The sequence below is a fragment of the Lentisalinibacter salinarum genome, assembly GCF_040706555.1.
In the GTDB taxonomy this organism is placed as follows: Bacteria; Pseudomonadota; Gammaproteobacteria; order Steroidobacterales; family Woeseiaceae; genus Lentisalinibacter; species Lentisalinibacter salinarum.
In genome coordinates, this window is record NZ_JAPDRH010000004.1 from 379,442 (window position 1) to 398,956 (window position 19,515).

21 protein-coding genes are annotated in these 19,515 nt (G+C 66.3%); 10 read left to right on the forward strand and 11 right to left on the reverse strand.

The genetic code is table 11. The annotated features are described in order from the left end of the window. Window positions 1-28 precede the first annotated feature (28 nt). From fdh3B to ACJMKZ_RS17310, 7 genes are all read right to left on the reverse strand, one after another. Window positions 29-619, reverse strand: a complete 591-nt coding sequence (fdh3B, locus tag ACJMKZ_RS17280; protein ID WP_405234466.1) for a formate dehydrogenase FDH3 subunit beta — start codon at window positions 617-619, stop codon at window positions 29-31. 11 nt (window positions 620-630) lie between these two features. Then, on the reverse strand, window positions 631-3,540 hold the full coding sequence (locus ACJMKZ_RS17285; RefSeq protein WP_405234467.1) for a formate dehydrogenase subunit alpha: 2,910 nt from the start codon (window positions 3,538-3,540) through the stop codon (window positions 631-633). A 53-nt stretch (window positions 3,541-3,593) separates the two neighbouring features. Beyond that, on the reverse strand, window positions 3,594-3,803 hold the full coding sequence (locus tag ACJMKZ_RS17290; protein WP_405234468.1) for a twin-arginine translocation signal domain-containing protein: 210 nt from the start codon (window positions 3,801-3,803) through the stop codon (window positions 3,594-3,596). 34 nt (window positions 3,804-3,837) lie between these two features. After that, complete coding sequence (locus tag ACJMKZ_RS17295; RefSeq protein WP_405234469.1) at window positions 3,838-4,512, reverse strand: TorD/DmsD family molecular chaperone; 675 nt, start codon at window positions 4,510-4,512, stop codon at window positions 3,838-3,840. A 190-nt stretch (window positions 4,513-4,702) separates the two neighbouring features. Further along, entirely contained in the window at window positions 4,703-6,373 is a 1,671-nt protein-coding gene (locus tag ACJMKZ_RS17300) for a 4Fe-4S dicluster domain-containing protein (RefSeq protein WP_405234470.1), read from the reverse strand. Then, window positions 6,351-6,995, reverse strand: a complete 645-nt coding sequence (locus ACJMKZ_RS17305; protein WP_405234471.1) for a DUF3306 domain-containing protein — start codon at window positions 6,993-6,995, stop codon at window positions 6,351-6,353. Before ACJMKZ_RS17305 ends, ACJMKZ_RS17300 begins: the two co-directional genes overlap by 23 nt. Then, a complete protein-coding gene (locus ACJMKZ_RS17310) occupies window positions 6,995-7,474 on the reverse strand; it encodes a DUF3305 domain-containing protein (protein ID WP_405234472.1) in 480 nt (159 codons plus the stop codon). The genes ACJMKZ_RS17305 and ACJMKZ_RS17310 overlap by 1 nt, the downstream gene beginning before the upstream one ends. Before the next feature lie 296 nt (window positions 7,475-7,770). On the opposite strand from ACJMKZ_RS17310, the gene ACJMKZ_RS17315 reads away from it, so the two are divergent. Continuing rightward, window positions 7,771-8,652, forward strand: coding sequence for a substrate-binding domain-containing protein (locus tag ACJMKZ_RS17315; protein WP_405234570.1), 882 nt, complete (start codon window positions 7,771-7,773; stop codon window positions 8,650-8,652). A 7-nt stretch (window positions 8,653-8,659) separates the two neighbouring features. On the opposite strand, the gene ACJMKZ_RS17320 is transcribed toward ACJMKZ_RS17315, so the two are convergent. Both ACJMKZ_RS17320 and ACJMKZ_RS17325 read right to left on the reverse strand, forming a co-directional pair. Next, window positions 8,660-8,878: a DUF6494 family protein gene (locus tag ACJMKZ_RS17320; RefSeq protein ID WP_405234571.1), complete on the reverse strand. Its 219-nt coding sequence runs from the start codon at window positions 8,876-8,878 to the stop codon at window positions 8,660-8,662. Between the two features lie 17 nt (window positions 8,879-8,895). Continuing rightward, a complete protein-coding gene (locus tag ACJMKZ_RS17325; protein ID WP_405234473.1) occupies window positions 8,896-10,227 on the reverse strand; it encodes a sigma-54-dependent transcriptional regulator in 1,332 nt (443 codons plus the stop codon). Between the two features lie 228 nt (window positions 10,228-10,455). Here ACJMKZ_RS17325 and mobA point away from each other — a divergent pair, with 228 nt between their 5' ends. The 9 genes from mobA to ACJMKZ_RS17370 all read left to right on the forward strand — a co-directional run bounded on the left by mobA (window position 10,456) and on the right by ACJMKZ_RS17370 (window position 17,678). Then, on the forward strand, window positions 10,456-11,085 hold the full coding sequence (mobA, locus tag ACJMKZ_RS17330) for a molybdenum cofactor guanylyltransferase MobA (RefSeq protein ID WP_405234474.1): 630 nt from the start codon (window positions 10,456-10,458) through the stop codon (window positions 11,083-11,085). A gap of 14 nt (window positions 11,086-11,099) precedes the next feature. Continuing rightward, window positions 11,100-12,368, forward strand: a complete 1,269-nt coding sequence (gene moeA, locus ACJMKZ_RS17335) for a molybdopterin molybdotransferase MoeA (RefSeq protein ID WP_405234475.1) — start codon at window positions 11,100-11,102, stop codon at window positions 12,366-12,368. Window positions 12,369-12,393: 25 nt separating this feature from the next. Beyond that, window positions 12,394-12,924: a molybdenum cofactor biosynthesis protein B gene (moaB, locus tag ACJMKZ_RS17340; protein ID WP_405234476.1), complete on the forward strand. Its 531-nt coding sequence runs from the start codon at window positions 12,394-12,396 to the stop codon at window positions 12,922-12,924. Window positions 12,925-12,973: 49 nt separating this feature from the next. Then, window positions 12,974-14,032, forward strand: coding sequence for a WD40/YVTN/BNR-like repeat-containing protein (locus tag ACJMKZ_RS17345; protein WP_405234477.1), 1,059 nt, complete (start codon window positions 12,974-12,976; stop codon window positions 14,030-14,032). A 7-nt stretch (window positions 14,033-14,039) separates the two neighbouring features. Then, window positions 14,040-14,804 (forward strand): selenium cofactor biosynthesis protein YqeC, encoded by a 765-nt coding sequence (yqeC, locus tag ACJMKZ_RS17350; RefSeq protein ID WP_405234478.1) that lies wholly within the window; start codon window positions 14,040-14,042, stop codon window positions 14,802-14,804. Beyond that, on the forward strand, window positions 14,801-15,079 hold the full coding sequence (locus ACJMKZ_RS17355; protein WP_405234479.1) for a MoaD/ThiS family protein: 279 nt from the start codon (window positions 14,801-14,803) through the stop codon (window positions 15,077-15,079). The genes yqeC and ACJMKZ_RS17355 overlap by 4 nt, the downstream gene beginning before the upstream one ends. Before the next feature lie 18 nt (window positions 15,080-15,097). After that, entirely contained in the window at window positions 15,098-16,189 is a 1,092-nt protein-coding gene (gene moaA / locus ACJMKZ_RS17360) for a GTP 3',8-cyclase MoaA (protein ID WP_405234480.1), read from the forward strand. Between the two features lie 49 nt (window positions 16,190-16,238). Continuing rightward, a complete protein-coding gene (gene tsaA / locus ACJMKZ_RS17365) occupies window positions 16,239-16,703 on the forward strand; it encodes a tRNA (N6-threonylcarbamoyladenosine(37)-N6)-methyltransferase TrmO (RefSeq protein WP_405234481.1) in 465 nt (154 codons plus the stop codon). 684 nt (window positions 16,704-17,387) lie between these two features. Continuing rightward, entirely contained in the window at window positions 17,388-17,678 is a 291-nt protein-coding gene (locus ACJMKZ_RS17370) for a DUF1330 domain-containing protein (protein ID WP_405234482.1), read from the forward strand. A gap of 500 nt (window positions 17,679-18,178) precedes the next feature. Here the strand turns inward: ACJMKZ_RS17370 and ACJMKZ_RS17375 are convergent, their stop codons facing one another. Both ACJMKZ_RS17375 and ACJMKZ_RS17380 read right to left on the reverse strand, forming a co-directional pair. Beyond that, window positions 18,179-18,727 carry a putative glycolipid-binding domain-containing protein gene (locus tag ACJMKZ_RS17375; protein ID WP_405234483.1) on the reverse strand — a complete coding sequence of 183 codons (549 nt, stop codon included), beginning with the start codon at window positions 18,725-18,727 and terminating at the stop codon, window positions 18,179-18,181. Further along, window positions 18,724-19,473: a 5-formyltetrahydrofolate cyclo-ligase gene (locus tag ACJMKZ_RS17380; protein WP_405234484.1), complete on the reverse strand. Its 750-nt coding sequence runs from the start codon at window positions 19,471-19,473 to the stop codon at window positions 18,724-18,726. Before ACJMKZ_RS17380 ends, ACJMKZ_RS17375 begins: the two co-directional genes overlap by 4 nt. Between the last annotated feature and the right edge of the window lie 42 nt (window positions 19,474-19,515).

The following is a 19,515-nucleotide window of genomic DNA, read 5'->3' on the forward strand; positions in this document are numbered from 1 at the left end:
CTGTTCAAGCCTGTATCGCCGAGAAAAACTAGACATCGCGCTTGTAGGCCGTATCCCAGCCCCAGGTATCGGGACGACCGCCGCGTTTCGTAATCCGCTTGCGATATATATCCGCGACCATGTTGCCGTCGCCGGCCAGCAGTGCTTTGGTGCTGCACATCTCGGCGCACAAGGGCAGCTTGCCCTCGGCGAGACGGTTGCGACCGTATTTCTCCAGCTCAGCGGCCGAGTTGTCCTCCTCGGGCCCGCCGGCGCAGAACGTGCACTTGTCCATCTTGCCGCGCACGCCGAACGCTTCTTCCTGCGGGAATTGCGGTGCACCGAAGGGGCATGCGTAGAAGCAGTAGCCGCAGCCGATGCACAGATCCTTGTCGTGCAGGACGACGCCGTCGTTCGTCGTGTAGAAGCAATCTACGGGACAGACAGCCGCGCAGGGCGCGTCGGTGCAGTGCATGCAGGCGACAGAGATTGACTTCTCGCCGGGTACGCCGTCGTCGAGAGTGACGACGCGACGCCGGTTGACGCCCCAGGGTACCTCATGCTCGTTCTTGCAGGCCGTCACACAGCCATTGCACTCGATGCAGCGTTCGGCATCACAAAGAAATTTCATTCGTGCCATGATCGGGCCTCCTAGGCTGCGGTGATCTTGCAGAGCGTCGCTTTGGTTTCCTGCATCTGCGTGACCGAGTCATAACCATAGGTGAAGGCGTTGTTACATGCCTCACCTCGGACGTAGGGCGCTGATCCTTCGGGATACTTGTCGATCAGATCCTTGCCTTCGTACCAGCCGCCGAAGTGGAAGGGCGTGAATACCACGCCGCGTCCGACGCGCGGGGTTATCATGGCTTTGATCTTGATCCTGCCGCCCTCCGGGCCCTCCAGCCAGATCCACTGACCGTCGCGAACACCGGCATCGTTTGCATCAGCCGGATTGATCTCGGCGAACATATCCTGCTGGAGCTCTGCGAGCCAGGGGTTGGAACGCGTCTCCTCGCCGCCACCCTCGTACTCCACAAGGCGTCCGCTGGTGTGGATCAGCGGGAACTCCTTCGAGTAATCCTTGGCCTGGATCGAGGCATAACGGGTCGGCAGACGGTAATGGCTCTTGCGGTCCTCGTAGGTGGGGTATTTTTCCACCAGGTCTCGCCGGGCCGTGTACAGCGGCTCCCGGTGAATCGGTACCGGATCCGGGAATGTCCACACCACACAGCGTGCCTTGGCATTGCCGAACGGCGCGCAGCCGTGCTTGATGGCGACGCGCTGGATGCCGCCCGAGAGGTCGGTCTTCCAGTTCTTGCCCTCGGCCGCCTTTTTCTCCTCTGCGGTGAGGTCGTCCCACCAGCCGAGCTGCTTCAGCATGTCCGCGGTGAACTCGGGATAGCCGTCCTTGATCTCGGCGCCCTTGCTGTAGGAATTCTCCGCCAGCAGGTTGACGCCGTCACGCTCGACGCCGAATCGGGCCCGGAAATTGAGACCGCCTTCGGCAACGTGCTTGCTGGTGTCGTAGAGAACCGGCGTGCCCGGATGCTTCATCTCGGGAGTGCCCCAGGACGGCCACGGCAGGCCGTAATAATCGCCGTCACAGGGTCCGCCCTCTGCCTTCAGCGTGGTCGTGTTGAAGGTGTGCTTGTTCTCCAGGTGGAGTTTCAGGCGTTCCGGACTCTGGCCGGTGTAGCCGATCGTCCACATGCCGCGGTTGATCTCGCGCAGGATGTCCTCGACCAGCGGCTCGTCGTTCTCCACCTTCATGTTCTTGGTCAGCTCTTCGGCGAAACCGAGTTTGTTGGCCAGCTTGTACATGATGGTGTGGTCGGGGAGCGCCTCGAACAGCGGCTCCATGATCCGCTCACGCCACTGCAGCGAGCGATTGGAGGCGGTGACCGAGCCGTAGGTCTCGAACTGGGTGGCGGCCGGCAGCAGGTACATACCCTCCTGCCGGTCGGGCAGGACGGCCGTGTGCGTCGGATAGGGATCGACGACGACGAGCAGCTCCAGCGTCTCCATCGCCTTCTTCATCTCCGGGCCGCGGGTCTGGCTGTTCGGTGCGTGGCCCCAGAAGAACATCGCCTTGACCTGGTCGCGCTGATCGATCAGCCGGCTGTCCTCGAGGACACCGTCGATCCAGCGTGAGACCGGGATGCCGGCGGAGTTCATCGGGTTGTCGAACGGCACCGGCGCCTGACCCTCCTCGATATCGCCGGCCGTGTCGATATAGCCGGTGTCGAAGCGAGCCTTCAGCCAGTCGAAATCGACGTCCCAGACCTTCGCCCAGTGCTTCCAGGAACCCTCGGCCAGGCCGTAGTAGCCGGGCAGCGTGTGCGAGAGCACGCCGAGATCGGTGGCGCCCTGCACGTTGTCGTGTCCGCGGAAGATGTTGGCGCCGCCGCCGGATACGCCGATGTTGCCGAGTGCGAGCTGCAGGGCGCAGTAGGCCCGCGTGTTGTTGTTGCCGATCGTGTGCTGCGTGCCGCCCATGCACCAGACGATGGTGCCGGGCCGATTCTCGGCCAGCGTCTTCGCCGCGAGCTTCACTTCTTCCGCGGGGATGCCGGTGACGTCGTGCACGATTTCCGGAGTCCACTTGGCGACTTCGGCCCGGATCTCGTCCATGCCGTAGACACGCTGCTTGATGTACTCCTTGTCTTCCCAGCCTTCCTCGAAGATGTGCCAGAGCATGCCCCAGATCAGCGGCACGTCGGTGCCGGGGCGGATACGCATGAACTGGTCGGCATGCGCCGCCGTACGCGTGAAGCGCGGGTCGACGACGATCATCTTCGCGCCGTTCTCCTTGCCGCGCAGCACGTGCTGCATGGCGACCGGGTGCGCCTCGGCGGCGTTACTGCCGATGAAGAACATCGCCTTGCAGTTGTGCATGTCGTTGTAGGAATTGGTCATCGCGCCGTAGCCCCAGGTGTTGGCTACGCCGGCGACCGTCGTCGAGTGGCAGATACGTGCCTGGTGATCGACGTTGTTCGTGCCCCACAGCCCCGCAAACTTGCGGAACAGGTAGGCCTGTTCGTTACTGAACTTGGCGGAGCCCAGCCAGTACACCGAATCCGGGCCGGAACGCTTGCGGATATCCAGGACCTTGTCGCCGATCTCGTCGATGGCCTGATCCCAGGAGACGCGTTTCCACTTGCCGCCTTCCAGCTTCATCGGATACTTCAGGCGGCGTTCGCCGTGGCCGTGCTCGCGCACGGAGGCGCCCTTCGCGCAGTGCGCGCCGAGATTGAACGGGGAGTCGAAATCCGGCTCCTGACCGGTCCAGATGCCGTTCTGCACTTCGGCGACGATGCCGCAGCCCACCGAGCAGTGGGTGCAGACGGAGCGGCGGGTGGTGACTTCACCCTCCACTTTCTCCACCTTCGCCTCGGCGCGCTGGATCATCATCGTGGGCAGCGCGGCGGCGGCCGCGGTGCCGCCGATACCGAGACCGGCGCGGCGCAGGAAAGCGCGGCGGTCGACGGCGGTCCCAAGGGCGCCGTTCAGTGCGCCGTTGCTTTCAGTGGTCGTGAGATCTCGCTTCTTGATCAGCTTCATCGCTAATCTCCCCGTTTAGTTTCGGATGCGCTGCGGACCTGCCTCGCGGCAGTTCACAGGCTGGCTTTCTCGTAGTAAGAACGGATATGCGGTGTCTCCCGATATCCCTGCCGTTCGGGCTTGGCCGGCGCACGCGCCCCCTCGGATTCGACCATGACCGAACGGCCACCGACGACAACCGCGGCGGTAGCGCCACCCGCGACGGCGAGCGTTTTCAGAAAGTTACGGCGTTCGCCGGCGTCTACTCGCGATTTACGACTCATATCCAACCTCCAGTCCTGCGCCGCCCGTCGGCGCTCAGGAAACTCCGGACCTGCCAGGCCCGGTCGTCTGATCCACCATCTCCAGGTGATGCTGGTCCGTTTCGATAAATTGCTCGCCTAGCTGTCCCACGGCGCGATAGAAGCGCGCCGAACGTGCGCTCTGCATGTCCCGGAACAGGCGAGACATCCACGGTCCGACATGGCGCCCGAAGAATCGGGCTTGCGTCTGCAGGGAATCCGGATGCGCTTCGGTCACCAGGAACGCCATGATCTCGCACAGTGCCCCCGCATGGTCTTCAGGCTCGCGGATGTCTTCCCGGCGCTCGAACCCGAGTCGCTGCATATCGTCGCGCAGCGTGGCAAGCGGCTGCTCCATAAGGAATCCGGTGAGATACCAGGACGCGTAGGGGATCAGCTCGCCCCGGCCGATGCCGATGAACAGGGTCTGGTACTCGTCTGCGACCTGGGAGGGGTCTGTGCGCTCGGCGGCCTGAGCGAGCAGGTGCCAGGCGACGCCGAGTAGGCTGTCCTCCCGGTCGGAACCGCTTGCGGCCAGCAGGTCGAGCATTTCGGCGTCGGGGGGAGTGGCGAGCAGGTGGCCGAGAATTCGGTAGGTGTCGGCCCGAAGCCGGTCTTCCGGAACGACGGTTTCAGCGCCGCTCGATGCGGCGGCTTCTGTCGCTTGGTCCGTAGCCGGTATCTCGTTCACTGATTTCCCCCAGAAACGAGACGATGTATATCAAACCTGACACCGGATTGCACGGAATCCCCATGTCAACAGACGCCGCCAGATTCCAGAATACGGACACTCTGTGGCGCTTCTGTGCGACCGTTGCGACAATTTGTCGCGTACTTTGGAGATGACTTCCCCCGCATTACGGAAAGTCCCTACACGGTATTCAGTGATCCCGCTCGCCGGCGCCCTGTTGCGCTCGCATGAGGTCCTTCACACGGCAGGTGTCGCACATCTCCAGCCGGCGACGGTCCTCGTCGCTCTGGAACATCCAGTGACTCTCCAGCTTCCGCCTCATCACCTCGATCATCGACCGCGTCGCGAACGGCTTGCCGCAGGAGATGCAGCACATCGGCTGTTCTTCATGCAGCAGACGCGACGTGCTGCGCTGCGCATCGTCGTAGAGGAACCGGGGCTCCAGCGTGATTGCGTCCTCGGGGCAGGCCGTGTCACACATGCCGCACTGGACGCAGGAGCGCTCGACGAAATTCAGCTGCGGCAGACCCTGCCCCTCGCGCAGCGCGGAGGTGGGGCAAACCGCGACGCAGCTCATGCACAAGGTGCATGCCGCGGTGTCGACCCGTATCTGCCCGAATGCGGCGCCGGCCGGCAGCGGCACGACCTTCTTCGGGGCCGGTGCCTGCTCCAGCAGGAGATTGAGGGCCGTGCGCAGCAGCAGCCGCTTCTCCGGCGGCGGCGCGAATCGGCCCGGCCGGGCAAGCTCGAGCGCCGCGTCCGATTGCACGGCTTCGGCCAGGGCCCGGGAGTCAGTGGCGTCGACCACCTGAACGGCAGCCGGATAGCCCATGCCTTCCAGGATGGTGTCGGTGACCTGCGTCTCCCGGTCGAGGGCGTCGCGCACGCTGGCCGGTGTCTCGGTGCCCGTCAGGATGAGGACGCGGCCGGCGCCGTAGGCCAGGCAGGTGAGCCAGGCTTCCAGCCCCAGCGAGCCGACTTCCTCGAGTTCGATCGGCAGGACGCTCTCCGGCAGCCGGTCGGCCAGCGCTGCCGTCAAGGCTTCGGCCGAGGCGGCGTCGAAGAAGACCAGCCGCGGCTCGCTGCCGCCCGAGTCCTGGTAGAGCCTGAGCACCGTCCGCACGTAGGCGAGGAGGTCTCCCGTACTCGGGTACGCATAGGTGATCGCGCCGGTGGGGCAGACGGAGGCGCAGCTGCCGAAGCCCTGGCAGAGATTCGGGTCGACGGTGATGCGCTCGCCGACGGAGGTGATGGCCCAGGCCGGACACACCTCGAGGCACCGCGTGCAGCCCTTGATGCCCCGGTTCCCGTGAGCGCAGATCTCCGGGTCGTAGTTAAAGAATTTCGGTTTCTCGAACTCGCCGCGCATATGCGGAAGTTCCTCGAGGGCCGCCTCCAGCGCGTCGGCGTCGCCGCGCGGTGCGTAGTAGCCGGGCGGCGGGGCCTCCTGGCGGAGCAGCGGCGGATCGCCGAGGTCGAGCACGAGATCGAATCGCGCCTCGTCGATCAGCGTCATGACCGGCGAATCCTCGTCGTCGTCGCCGGAATCCGGCAGTGTGATCCTGTAATTCCCGAGGCTGCCGGAGAGGCGCGGCTGCCCGCCCCGGATCAGTGTGAATCCGTCCCGATCGCCGGCAGTCGGCCGCGACTCGCCGGGGGCGAACAGCGTCGCCACGAGGCCGTCGCCGAGACGCCCGGCCGTGGCCAGTGTCTCCTCTTCCTCACCGATGATCAGCACGCGGCCACGGGAGAGAAAGCTGACCAGCGAGGTCGGCTCCGCGCCAGTCCGATGGCGGCTGTCCAGCGCCTCGGCGCGTGCCCGCCCGTCGGTGGTCTGCTCAGGCAGGGTCAGATCGGTCATCGTCTTTGTCCGGCTCCATGTCTGTATCCACGTCCGTCGGCTCCGCCTCCCGGTCGTCGACCGCGACAGCCGCCACCGCGGACTCGTCCGGCGCCTCCGCTGCATCCGGGGCAGGCTCCTCGGCCGCCCGCGCTGCCAGCCTTTCGACCTCGCGCGCGATGCGATGACGCATCTCCGCGGTGATCACATCGCCGAGCGGCGCCGGATTCGTGTAATCCAGGTCGTAGTCGTCCAGGCCGTCGCGCAGATTGAACTTCGGCGAGCGGAACAGCTTGCGCAGCGCCTCTCGCTGCAAATCCGGAGCCACATCCGCTGCGAGGAAGGCGCTGTAGTCGGAATCCTCGTCCAGGGACTCGAGCGGCGGCAGCTCCTTTGGCCCTTCTGCGTCGGATCCCGCCCCGGCGTCCGCGCCGGCTTCGGCTCCGGCACTCGCCCCCGGCTCCGCCGGCGGCGGCGCTTCGAGGCCGGGGGCCGCCGCGGGCGCCGTTTCGGGCTCCGCGGACTCGATGCCCTCGCGTGCCAGCGCCTTGCGGCGCGACCAGCGGCTCAGGAACGGCTCGTTCGGTTCCGCCGTCTCGGTGGCGTTGTCCGCATTCACGTTCTTCCGGGTATCTTCACTCATCACTCGGACGCCTCTGACCAGTTCTTTCGCTTGCGCTTGCGGCGCTCGCGAGGCACAAAATGCTGTACCACGAACTGCTCGATGGACTGGTAGATTTCGGGCGGGATCGGCACGGCGAAGACCTGGTCGTCACTCTCCAGGCATACCGCGGCAGAGTCCTGGTCCGCCGTGACGCGGAACGGCGTCAGTTCGCCCTCCGGTGTCTCGTGGCAGATGACGAAGAGCGAGGGCTTCCCGGCGGTGAGGTTGTACCAGTACTCCTCCGCCAGGTCCTTGTAAAGCAGCAGGGAGAAACCCGGCCAGAGGTACTGCGCCTCGCCGTCTTTCTCGTAGATCATCTCGGCCCCCCCGCCGCCGACCGGGAGATTCTCTCCGGCGACGACGGACAGCGCGCTCCAGCTGGGCACCGACCATTGCCCGCGGCTCACCTGTGTGCGCTGCATGATGACCGCGACCGTGTGACTCTCCGGCTGACTCATGACCCGCGATGGTAGCGCAATCCGTACGCCCGCGTCCGACCCTTCGGCAGCGATATTTTGTCCCGCCGGTCAGGGAGGGCCAGTGGCCGACGGCGTACGGCGGATCCCGGGCAGGCCGGCCGTGCGCACGCTTCTTGCATACTCCACAATCGAAAGTCGGCGCCCGGTTACCGAGCGGGCCGCCCGACGATCGGCGTGCAGATCGGAGTGCAGAGATGAGCGTAACTTCTGACGAGAGCGATGCGGCAGCCCCCCGGCCCCCGGACCGGGAGCGGCAGGATACGCTGCCGCGTTTCATGAACGTCAAGCAGGTCGCCGCCTACCTGCAGGTCAACGAAAAGAAGATCTACGCGCTCGTGGCGGAGGGCAAGATCCCGGCGAGCAAGCTCACGGGCAAGTGGCTTTTTCCGCGGGATCTCGTCGATCAGTGGGTGCTCGAATCCAGCCACGGCGGTCTCCTGACCGACCGTATCGTTATAGCGGGCAGCGACGACCCCTTGTTGTTCCGCGCGCTCACCCGGGTCGCGAATTCGCTGCAGTCACAGGCGCTCATCAGCTACACCACGACGGGCAGTCAGCTCGGCCTGGCGCTGCTCGCCCAGCGGCGGGCCGACGTCTGCGCCATCCACTGGGGCCCGGCCGAGGAGAGCGCCTACCGTCATCCCGCGCTGCTGCGGCAGTTCGGCCATGCGGGCGACTGGGCGCTGGTCCGCCTGTTCCGGCGCGAGCAGGGTCTGCTGGTATCGCCGGACCTGTGGTCGGCAGATGCCGGCGTGGAGGGACTCTTCCGGCGGGACGTCCGCTGGGTAGAGCGGCAGGAGGGCGCGGGGTCCCAGCGATTCCTGCGAGAGCTGATCAGCCGCCACCAGCTCGACCCCGCGGACCGCCGCATCACCGGCCGCGCCGGCAGCGAGCGCGAGACGGCCTCCGTTATCGCCATGGGACAGGCCGAGGTGGGGCCGGGCGCGCGTGCCGCGGCGACCGAGTTCGGTCTCGATTTCGTGTCGCTCGGCTGGGAGGCCTTCGATCTGGCGCTGCACCGCGGAGTGTTCTTCCGCAATCTGTTCCAGAGGCTGCTGGAGCACCTGCGCGGCACGGAGTGCCGGCGGGAGGCCGGCATGCTCGGCGGCTACGATCTCGATGAGCTCGGCACCCTGGTCTGGACGGGTTCCGACTGAAGCGCGCCTAATCCTCCGTTGTGTACACGTAGATCTCGTGGTCCACCACGTGCTCGAGACCGAGCGCCGGTACCGTCAGCGTCAACTTCGCTTCCAGCTTGTCGGTCTGCGGGAATTCACCGTCGGCGAGCGCGTCCCGCACGGCCTTCTCGATCTCGCGCTGGGAAGTGATGCCCACGACTTTAAGGAATTTGCGTATCTCCGTGTTCAGGCGATCTTCGTCGATTTTTCTGTCGTTCACTGTCAGGTCTCCTGGTGATTACGAGAGGGATGACGGGAGGTGCCGAGTTTTCGTTCCAGCGTCTTGCGCGAAATGTCCAGGCGTCTGGCGGCGGCCGACTTGTTGCCGCCGCTCGCTTCGAGGACGCGGTTCATGTGATGGCATTTGACCTGTTCCAGCGTCCAGTCCAGCGGGTAATCGGGCGGTTCGGCGGAGTGCTCGCCGGGTTGCAGCGAGTCGGGCGGCAATCCGCCGAGGTGCAGCGTCCGTTCTACCACATTGCGCAGCTCCCGCACGTTGCCCGGCCAGTCGTGGGCCTCGAACGCGGCCAGGTGCGCCGGCTCCAGCGGCGTGGCCGGCAGGCCCATGTCGGCCGCCAGCCGATCCGCGAAATGGGCCGCCAGCAGAGGAATATCCTGCCGCCGCTCCCTGAGAGGCGGAACCCCGATGCGGATGACGTTGAGGCGGTAGTAGAGGTCCTCCCGGAAGCGGCCCGCCGCGACCAGGTCCGCCAGGTTGTCCTGGGTGGACGCCACGATGCGACAGTCCACGGGAATCTCCCGGTCGGAACCCACCGGCCGGACGGTTTGTTCCTCCAGCGCGCGCAGCAGTTTCACCCCCATCTCGATCGGCATCTCGTTGATCTCGTCGAGGTACAGCGTGCCCCCGCGAGCGGCGACGAATAGCCCCTCGCGCTTGCGGTCGGCGCTGGTGAATGCGCCCCGCGCATGGCCGAACAGCTCGCTCTCCAGCAGCTCCGGCGCGATGGCGGCGCAGTTGATCGGCACGAACGGGCCGCGGCGCCCGCTCTCCTCGTGCAGCAGGCGCGCGACGAGCTCCTTGCCCGTGCCGGTCTCACCCTCGATCAGCGCGGTCGCACGGGTTGGCGCGACGCGTCCGATCAGCGATCTCACCGCCTGGATGGCGGGGCTGTCGCCGATGAGTCTCCGCGACACCGCTGCGTGGTTGCGCGGGCGGGTCGGCGTGACGGGAATGCGGGCCGGTGCCGCCAGTGCCTCCACCAGTTGATCCGTCGAGAAGGGGCGCAGGAGCACGTCGGCGGCGCCGCCGCGCAGGGCCTCGATCGCCATCTTCGCCTGTTCTTCGCCGGCAATCACGAGGATCTCTTGCGGTAGTCCCTTGCACGCGTCGAGCGTCTGGCGCAGGGTGCTCCACGATGCCTCCGGATCCACCACCACCAGCCGGTGGAAGCGGCATCGCCCCATCAGCCGGCGCGCTTCGTCCAGATCCGGCGCCTGGTCCACGAGGAGAAAATGCCGGGAGAGCGCGCGCAGCAGGCGCGACGCTTCCGATGGAGCGCCCCCGACGAGCAGGATGGAGGTGGGTCGGGACACGGATTCTCCGGTCATCGTTCCTCAGGCGCAGCACGCCGGCGAGAGAACCGCAACAAGCGTAGGCTTTGCGTCAAAATGACGCAAGCGGATGATCCGGTCGGACAATTTGTCGCTGTATCCCTGGTGCGATGCCCGGTGAACGCCGCAGGCGACTGGTCCGCGAAGGGCTTTTCGTGCACGATTCCCGGCCGGCACGACAGACACGACAGCAAGGTGGATCCTGGCGACATGACAGACAGGCGGAAGCAGGTGACCGGCGTCATCCTCGCCGGTGGCCGGGCGACGCGCATGGGCGGTGTGGACAAGGGGCTGGTGCCGGTCAGCGGCAGGCCCATGGCCGCCTGGGTGCTCGACACCCTGGCTCCGCAGGTGGCCGAGGTGCTGATCAACGCCAATCGCAGTCATGAGAGTTACCGGGAGTTCGGATGCCCCGTCGTCGCGGACGCCGACCAGGAGTTCCGGGGTCCGCTCGCGGGCATCGAGAGCGGCCTGCGGGCGGCACGAACGCCCTGGGTCGTCTTCGCGCCGTGCGATTCGCCACTGCTCTGCGACGACCTGGTGCTGCGGCTGCACGCTGCCGCCTCCGCGGCGCACACGCGCATCGCAGTCGCTCACGACGGCCGGAGGCTGCAACCGGTCTTCGCGTTGCTGGAGCGCAGCCTTCACGGCGACCTGGTTCGTTATCTCGACGAGGGAGGGCGCAAGATCGACCGGTGGTATGACGCACACGGATATGCGACCGCCGATTTCAGCGACGTACCCGCGTCGTTCGAGAATATCAATGCGCCGGACGACAAGCGGGCCCTGGAAGAGGGCCTCGCCGAACGTGTCCGGACGAGCCCGAAGGACCGCGGATGAATATGAGTGGAAAGATGAACGAAGTTCACAAGCATGACGATTGTTGCGCCGACGGCCACGCCGGTGCGGCGCTGAAGCTGGCAGACGCGCGGTCGCGCATCCTCGCCGAGGCGCATCCGGTCGGCGGCGAAGAGATGCTGCCGGTGCGCAGCGCCCTCGGCCGGGTACTGGCCGCAGATGTCGTGTCGCGGATGGACGTCCCTTCGCACACGAACTCGGCCATGGACGGCTATGCCCTGAGCGGGAAGGAACTCGGCGCCGAAGGAGAGCTCCGGCTGAAAGTGATCGGCACCGCCGCCGCCGGCCGGCCGTTCGACGGCGAAGTGTCTGCCGGCGAATGCGTACGCATCATGACCGGGGCAACGCTTCCGCCGGGCGCCGATACGGTGGTCATGCAGGAGCGGGTCACGCGTGAGGGCGACACGGCGGTGATCGCGGACGGACAGACACCGGGGCAGCACGTGCGCCAGGCGGGCGAGGACATCGCAGCCGGCGACGTGGCGCTCGCGGCCGGCACGCGCCTCATGCCGGCCGAGCTCGGCATGCTCGCCTCGCTGGGCGTAGGCGAGGTCAGGGTTCGCCGCCGGCCCCGCGTGGCGTTCTTCTCCACGGGCGACGAACTGAGACCCGTCGGCGAGCCGCTCGCAACGGGCCAGATCTACGACAGCAACCGCTATACGATCCACGGCATGCTGACCCGGCTCGGCGTCGAGACCATCGACATGGGCATCGTGCCCGACGAGCGCGAGGCGGTGGAAAGGGCATTCGCGGATGCTGCGAGTCTCGCGGATGCCGTCGTGACCTCCGGCGGCGTCTCCGTGGGCGATGCGGATTACGTCACGCAGACCCTGGAGCGCAGCGGTTCGATCGGCTTCTGGAAAGTGGCGATGAAGCCGGGCCGGCCGCTGGCCTTCGGACACATCGGCGACGCGCTGTTCTTCGGCCTGCCCGGCAATCCCGTCTCCGCCATGGCCACCTTCTATCAGCTCGTGCAGCCGGCGCTGCAAGCGCTCGCGGGGATGCCGGACGCCGGGCCGCCGCTCTCCGTGAAGGCCGTCGCCGCCGTGCCGCTGCGCAAGAAGCCGGGCCGGCGCGAATTCCAGCGGGGCTGCCTCGAACGTAGCGGAGACGGCGGGCTCGCGGTGCGGCCCGCGGGCCGTCAGGGATCGGGCGTTCTGAGTTCCATGGGCGCAGCCGATTGCTTTATCGTGCTGGCCGAGGACACCGGCCCGATCGAGGCCGGCGACGAGGTCGAGGTTCAACCCTTCGCCGCCTTCGTGTGAGCGGCGCACAAGCAGAGAGGACGGCATGAGTCATTCGAGCGGCAAGCGTGAATTCGCCCCCTTGAGGATCGCGGTACTGACGGTGTCAGACAGCCGGACGGAGGAGACCGACAAGTCGGGCCGGCTGCTGGCCGAGAGGCTGGAGAAGGCCGGGCACCGGCTTGCGGACAAGCAGATCGTGCCCGACGACGTCTATCGCGTGCGGGCCGTCGTGGCGGGCTGGATCGCGGGCGACGATGTCGACGCGGTCATTACGACCGGCGGTACCGGCGTCACGGGCCGGGACGGGACGCCCGAAGCGGTAGCCCCGCTGCTGGACAAGGTGATCGACGGCTTCGGCGAGACGTTCCGTGCGATCTCTTTCCAGCAGATCCGGACTTCGACCATGCAGTCGCGAGCGCTGGCCGGCGTGGCGAACGGCACGTACGTCTTCTGCGTGCCTGGTTCTTCCGGGGCCTGCGCGACGGCCTGGGACGAGCTGATCGGCGCCCAGCTCGACATCCGCACCCGCCCGTGCAACCTCGCCGAGCTGATGCCCCGGCTGCTCGAGAAGTGATGCGCCGCGCGCGGCGGTACGGCACCCTATCGGCGGGAGTCTCCCTGACATGATGCTGCTGGTCGGCACGGAGAAAGGCCTGTTCCGCGTCCGCACGGAAGAGGCAGGCGGGCGCTGGCGCATCGACGGTCCGCATCTCGCTGGCTACCCGGTGCTGCATACTCTCGCCGCGCCCGACGGCACCCTCTATGCCGCGACGGCGCACAAGATCTGGGGTGCCCACATCTACGCGAGCACGGACGGGGGGGGCACCTGGTCCGCGCTCGAGGGCGTGCCGCAGTATGCGGCGGACAGCGGACGCGGGGCGACGAACTCGATCTGGTGTCTGGCGGCCGCCGACGACCGCCTGTTCGCCGGCATCGACCCCGCCGGACTGTTCGTGAGCGACGACCGCGGCGGCAGCTGGCAGCCGGTGCCTGGTCTGAACGAGCATCCGACGCGCTCCACCTGGGAGCCCTCCAGGGGCTGTTTCGCCGTTCACTCCGTCTGCGTCGATCCGAAGCGCCCGGGGAACATCGTCGCCGCGGTGTCCGCCGGTGGTGCCTATCGCAGCGAGGACGGCGGCGCGACCTGGCAGCCGGCCAACGCCGGCGTCCGCGCCGAGAACCTGCCGGAGCGCTATCCCGAGACCGGCCACAACGTGCACCGCGTCGTCATGCATCCGCGCCGGCCGGAGCGTCTGTACCGGCAGTGCTACAACGGCACGTACCGCAGCGACGACGGCGCACGCAGCTGGACGGAGATAACGGCGGGCCTGCCCAGCGACTTCGGCTACGGGATCGGGGTCGACCCGCATGACCCGGACATCGTCTTCCAGATACCCGAATCGAGCTCCCACCTGCGCGCACCGGTGGACGGCATGCTGCGCGTCTACCGAAGCCGGGACGCGGGCGCCACGTGGGAGTCAGCGAGCCGGGGGCTGCCCACGGAGCACGTCTACGTGACGGTGCTGCGGGAAGCGCTGGACACGGACTCGCGGAATCCCTGCGGCGTGTATTTCGGCACCTCCGGCGGCCAGTTGTTCGCGAGCGCGGATGCCGGCGGCCGCTGGCAGGAGATTGCGAGCTATCTGCCGCGCGTGCTGAGCGTAAAGGCTGTGCAGGGGTAGCCGGTCCGTGAATTCTTCAGTCTCGGAACTGGTCGATCTGCTCGGCGTGCGCGAGGGCATCGTGTCCGTCGTCGGGGCCGGCGGCAAGAAATCACTCATCTACGCGCTCGTCCGCGGTCACGGCGGGCGCGTGGCCCTGACCGCCACGGCACACACCACCGGTTTCCCGGCGGACCTGCCCGTCGAGCGGGTCGTCGACAAGGAGTCGGCGCTACAGGAGCGTATCGCGGAAATCCCGGGCGACCGTTCGGTCGCTTATGCCTGCCCGTCCGGCAAGCCGGGCAGGCACGCCGGCGTGAGCGCGGACACGATACGAGCGATCCACGAGCAGGGAGGTTTCGTCGCGACCTTCGTCAAGGCGGATGGAGCGCGGATGCGGCAGGTGAAGGCGCCGGCTCCGGACGAGCCGCTGATCGTGCCCGGCTCTGCCACGGTCGTTCCCGTGCTTTCGATCCGCGCGGTGGGCGAGCCGCTCACCGAACAGGTCGCGCATCGCGTCGAGCGCGTGGAAGCCGCCACCGGGCTGGCACGGGGCGCGACCATCACACCGGAGGCGCTCGGCCGCCTGCTGGCCAGCGGGCAGGGCGCGTTGCAGGGCACGGAAGGCGTGCGCGTTGCTCCGGTTATCAACATGGTGGACAATGCCCGGCAAGAGGAACTGGCCCGGGCCACCGCCACTGCGGCGCTCGCGATGACCTCGCGCTTCGACCGCGTGCTCCTGTGCAGTCTGCGATCAGGCTCGGAATCCGTAGTATCCGTCGTTACGAGATGAGCACGATCACCATACGCATACCCACGCCTCTCCGGCCATTCGTCGGCGATGCGGCTACCCTCGATGCCGATGCCGACACGGTGGGAGAGGCGCTCGAGCGGGTCGGCGCCGACCATCCGGGGTTCCTGCAGCGCCTCTTCGTCCGGCCGGGCGAGTTGCGGCCGTATGTGAACGTATTCGTCGGTGCCGACAATGTGCGTTCGTCGTCCGGGCTCGATACGCCGGTCGCCGAAGGCGACGTGATCAGTATCGTCCCCGCCGTGGCCGGCGGCTGAGCGAGGAACGGAGGGCGTATGGACCGGAAAGTACGACGGCTGGCCGATTTCGTGGCCCGGCAGGACACGGACGACGGCAGCAGCCGGAGCGAGGATCCGCTGGTCGACCGGTTCGGACGCGGCCTCCGCGATCTGCGGATCTCGGTGACCGACCGGTGTAATTTCCGCTGCACCTACTGCATGCCGGAAGAGAAGTACCACAGCGGCTTCAAGTTCCTCAGCACCGAGGAGCGACTCGACTTCGGCGAGATCGTCCGGCTGGTGCGTCTGTTCACGGGTGCCGGCGTGCGCAAGCTCCGGATCACGGGGGGAGAACCCCTGCTGCGCCCGGCCCTTGGCGACCTCATCGGTGACCTGCGCAGCGTGCCGGGCATCGAGGAGATCGCACTGACGACCAATGGCATTTTGCTGGCGCAGCATGCGGCGGCACTGAAGGCCGCCGGCCTGGATCGCGTCACCGTGAGTCTCGACGCAGTGGACGATGATCTGTTCCGGCGGATGAACGGGGGTCGCGGCGGGCTGGACCGGGTCATGGACGGCATCGACGCTGCGATCGACGCCGACCTTGCGCCGGTCAAGATCAACGCGGTCGTCCAGCGCGGCGTGAACGATGCCGCGGTCCTGGATCTGCTCGAACGCTTCCGGGGAACCGGCGCCATCGTCCGTCTCATCGAGTACATGGACGTCGGCAACATCAATCACTGGAGCGAATCGGATACCGTGCCGTCCGCCGAACTCCGGGCACGCATCCACGAGCGCTGGCCGCTCAGGGAGGAACGCCGAAACCACGCCGGTGAGACCGCCACCCGCTATCTGTACGAGGACGGGCAGGGGGAGATCGGCTTCATCTCCTCCGTGACCGAGCCCTTCTGCGGCTCCTGCCACCGCGCGCGGCTGTCGTCCGACGGCCAGCTGTTTACGTGTCTCTTCGCTACCGCCGGCACCGACCTGCGGACGCCGCTGCGCGGCGGTGCGGGCGACGACGAACTCCGCGATATCATCGATCGTGTCTGGTCGCGGCGGGCGGATCGCTACAGCGAACAGCGTGACGAGCTGCGCCGGAAGGGCCGTGGCATCCAGAAAATGGAGATGCACTACATCGGCGGCTGAACCCGGCCGGCGATGCCGCGTCATCGAGGGGAATGCGGGAGCAGCACCAATGAGCAGCCGTGACGAGATCCGCCGCAACGAACGCACCGTCGATGCGGGCGAAGCCGACGACGCGCGGGTCTGCTTCATCGGCGAGATCCGCACCCCCTGGCCCGACCGGGATGCGTGCCCGCGGCAGGGCAGTTACGACGGCCCCGAATGCCGCCTGGTGGTCGAGCCTGTCTGGCACCCGGCCCTCGAAGGGCTGGAAGCGAACGAGAAACTCGAGGTGCTCTACTGGCTCGACCGCAGCCGCCGCGACCTCGTGGCCCAGAGTCCCGGCAACGACGGCCGGACGAAAGGGACCTTCGCGCTGCGTTCACCGAACCGGCCCAATCCCATCGGCACGTCGCTCGTGCGCCTCGTCGGCATCGAGGACGGCGTGATCACGGTGCGCGGTCTCGACTGCGTCGACGGCACGCCGCTGCTCGACATCAAGCCCCATCGCTGTCCGCATGGCGGCAAGGCGGGCTGAGGGTGAGGCGGTCCCGTACAGGACCAACAAGCGCCCGGGTCTTGTGGCCCGGTCAACGGATCAGCACTGCCCACTCCTCGTCGGAGGAATGACTCCCGGCACACACTGAATGGAAGAACGCGCGGGAACAGTCGAGGGCTTCCAGTAGTCGTTCGAGCCGTGCCACACGTGCGTTGTCCGGCTCTTCGAGGCCGGCCGCCAATTGCCGGAGTGCTTGTGCCCGTCTTTCGGTGAATGCCTGGATCTGAAGATCTTGCTCCCGGGACATATCGGACCCCTTCAGTCCAGCGGCTCTCACCATTGACTCGATCTGTTTACAGCGAGCCTCAAGCATCTTCTCCAACGCATGGATCTCGGAATCAGTCGCCGTGTTGGATCGGCACATATGAGCACCTGTTGTCACTGCCTGCCCCCTGGTTGAACCGGCGCGATGTCTCAGGGTGATGACGCTCGCTAGTGCCAGCGTACGACGCCGGGGATTGCGAGTCATGAGACTCGTCACACTTTGGCCCCCAGGCGACCGACGTTCTGGCGCGGATACCCGCGGTGGACAGGACAGGTATCGGTGGTAAGGGCCAGACGCAACCCGCCCGTTTCCCGCCCGAATAGGACCACTGCCAACGTATTGAGCTAGACTGGAAGCTACCGACGGCCTTCGTCGTGACAGTCAGTGGGGGCAACGTGATGAGCGCGTATTTCGTATTCAATTACAGCGTGAAAGATCAGGACGCCTACAAGCCGTATCTGGATCAGGTTCCGAAAGTGCTCGAAGCTCACGGCGCTGAGATCCTGGCTGCGGATTTCGAAAGCGAACGAATCGAGGGGGATGCGGGCCACGTAACGGTGGTTTTGAGATTTCCCTCGAAAGCGGCTGCGAAGGAATGGTATCAGTCTCCCGAGTACCAGAAGATCATCGGACTGCGAACGTCGAATAGTGAGGGTATTGCAGCGATCGCAAACGCGGCCGGCGGCTGATCAGCTCGAAAGTCTCTGCTGCCCGGCACAAAAGCAGTTTCCTGAACTGTCGCAATTCGGCGACTGGTGACCCCTGTCAATGGTGCCACGATGGACTGCGACAGCAGGGTGGATGCTGTCGATACCCGTCTCAATGACGCTTCGAGCCTTGCACCGACGTCGCCGCAAGTACTGATCTGGCTTGCGAAATCGCGGCCTGGGGTGACACGCTCCGGGCGATCTCGACCTTGCGACCTGAAGGCAATGCCGAATCGAGCATGACTCGAACGACGGGGATGCCGTCAGTCTCTTCGGTGAAGGATCAGTCACGGCAAAGGAACCAGCCCGCGGCCGCGGCAATCGACGGCAGATCCCGAGGTACGTCGAGGAGAATCGCGGCGCTGGCACCTATCACCGACCAGACGATAAGCAAGGCCGCCTGCACGAACACACCCCGAAAAGCCAGGCTGCCGGATTGATGGCGCTGTCGCGAACCCGGTCGGTTTGTGCAGCGCTCCGCGCTATCCGAGCGACCAAAGACCGGGGTAGTCGACCGCGAAACCGAATTCATCGATCGAAATCTCGGCGCGGAAGCCGCTGGCGCTCTGGTACAGGACGGTGGAATCGCTCTTCCGGGTGTAAGTCTGCAGGGCAGGCCGGATCTCCAGATCGGGGAATACGAGCCACGCCGCGTGAACCTCCACGGAGGCGCCGATGTCCCTGCCCAGGCGACGGACCGGCATCAGATTGGTGACCGGGGAGAAGCCGAAATCCACATCCGTGCAGCCGGAAAGAGCGTCATCGCTCGCATTATCACGTGACCATCGGCCGCCGGTGCCGCGAGCAAGATCGAGTTTTCCGGAGTTGCCGGCGTGTGACCATCGGACCGCCGCGTGGCGAGTAAACCACTCGTCGTCCAGGAGTACGCGATAGTCCAGCCTCCACAAGCCCTCTGCGAAGCGTATGGCCATCCCCTCGAGGCGATACGTGCGGTCGCTGCGCCACAGACTCACGGTCTCGCCACCACCGTCTGTCAGCGAGCGCCAACACCGCTGAGCGACGAGATTCACGGTGGGTTTCCGGTTCGATGATGGTCCGTCGGGCCGTCGCTTTCGGTGATCACGGCATCCATGCGGACATCGTGCGCCTGCGGGTAAATGGTAGGCATGTGCCCGAACTCATGACAAATACCCACGGCAACGGGCCGTGGCTGCATCGCCGCGAGCGTCCGATCGTAGTATCCGCCGCCATTGCCCAACCGATGAAGATCTAGGTCGAATCCGAGCATGGGGACGAGGAGCAGCGTCGGCTCCACCAGGCGCCGGCTGCACGGCCGCGGAATCGACCACGGTCCATCTTCGATCATCTGCATTTCCGGCCGCCACGCCCAGAACGTCAGGGAGCCTCCGGACGACTCGATGACCGGAAGGCCGACGTCGATTCCCTGTTCCAGCCACCGGCGCGCGAGCGATCGCAAGTCGATCTCCCCTGGTAGCGGCCAGTAGAGCCCGATGCACTCATGGCCCTCGGTCAGGCGGGACCGGTGCAGTTCCCTGATGATCTGTGTAGCCGCAGCCGCCCTGACGGCGGCCGACAGTTGATCTCGTCTGGCACGAAGTCGCCTTCGCCGGGCGTCTCGCCAGTGCCTGATCTGCTCGGCGCCGGAGGGCGGCGAGACTTGAGCAGCGGGGAGGAGATCACCGCCGTAATCGGGATCGATCTCGTGGAGGTAACACGGCGGTGAGGCGTACTCCCGGAGCTCCGACTGAAATTCGGAGGCTCGCGCCGACGGTTTGTCACTTGAGTAGATGGTCATTTCGCCGGGTCTATTGATCCTGGGTCTGCAACTCCCGGATGA

Bases quoted from the DNA above. Each gene is read 5' to 3' on its own strand.
- fdh3B (WP_405234466.1), bottom strand. From the start codon at position 619: ATGGCACGAATGAAATTTCTTTGTGATGCCGAACGCTGCATCGAGTGC.
- ACJMKZ_RS17285 (WP_405234467.1), bottom strand. From the start codon at position 3,540: ATGAAGCTGATCAAGAAGCGAGATCTCACGACCACTGAAAGCAACGGC.
- ACJMKZ_RS17290 (WP_405234468.1), bottom strand. From the start codon at position 3,803: ATGAGTCGTAAATCGCGAGTAGACGCCGGCGAACGCCGTAACTTTCTG.
- ACJMKZ_RS17300 (WP_405234470.1), bottom strand. From the start codon at position 6,373: ATGACCGATCTGACCCTGCCTGAGCAGACCACCGACGGGCGGGCACGC.
- ACJMKZ_RS17305 (WP_405234471.1), bottom strand. From the start codon at position 6,995: ATGAGTGAAGATACCCGGAAGAACGTGAATGCGGACAACGCCACCGAG.
- ACJMKZ_RS17310 (WP_405234472.1), bottom strand. From the start codon at position 7,474: ATGAGTCAGCCGGAGAGTCACACGGTCGCGGTCATCATGCAGCGCACA.
- ACJMKZ_RS17315 (WP_405234570.1), top strand. From the start codon at position 7,771: ATGAACGTCAAGCAGGTCGCCGCCTACCTGCAGGTCAACGAAAAGAAG.
- mobA (WP_405234474.1), top strand. From the start codon at position 10,456: ATGACAGACAGGCGGAAGCAGGTGACCGGCGTCATCCTCGCCGGTGGC.
- moeA (WP_405234475.1), top strand. From the start codon at position 11,100: ATGAACGAAGTTCACAAGCATGACGATTGTTGCGCCGACGGCCACGCC.
- moaB (WP_405234476.1), top strand. From the start codon at position 12,394: ATGAGTCATTCGAGCGGCAAGCGTGAATTCGCCCCCTTGAGGATCGCG.
- ACJMKZ_RS17345 (WP_405234477.1), top strand. From the start codon at position 12,974: ATGATGCTGCTGGTCGGCACGGAGAAAGGCCTGTTCCGCGTCCGCACG.
- ACJMKZ_RS17355 (WP_405234479.1), top strand. From the start codon at position 14,801: ATGAGCACGATCACCATACGCATACCCACGCCTCTCCGGCCATTCGTC.
- moaA (WP_405234480.1), top strand. From the start codon at position 15,098: ATGGACCGGAAAGTACGACGGCTGGCCGATTTCGTGGCCCGGCAGGAC.
- tsaA (WP_405234481.1), top strand. From the start codon at position 16,239: ATGAGCAGCCGTGACGAGATCCGCCGCAACGAACGCACCGTCGATGCG.
- ACJMKZ_RS17370 (WP_405234482.1), top strand. From the start codon at position 17,388: ATGAGCGCGTATTTCGTATTCAATTACAGCGTGAAAGATCAGGACGCC.
- ACJMKZ_RS17380 (WP_405234484.1), bottom strand. From the start codon at position 19,473: ATGACCATCTACTCAAGTGACAAACCGTCGGCGCGAGCCTCCGAATTT.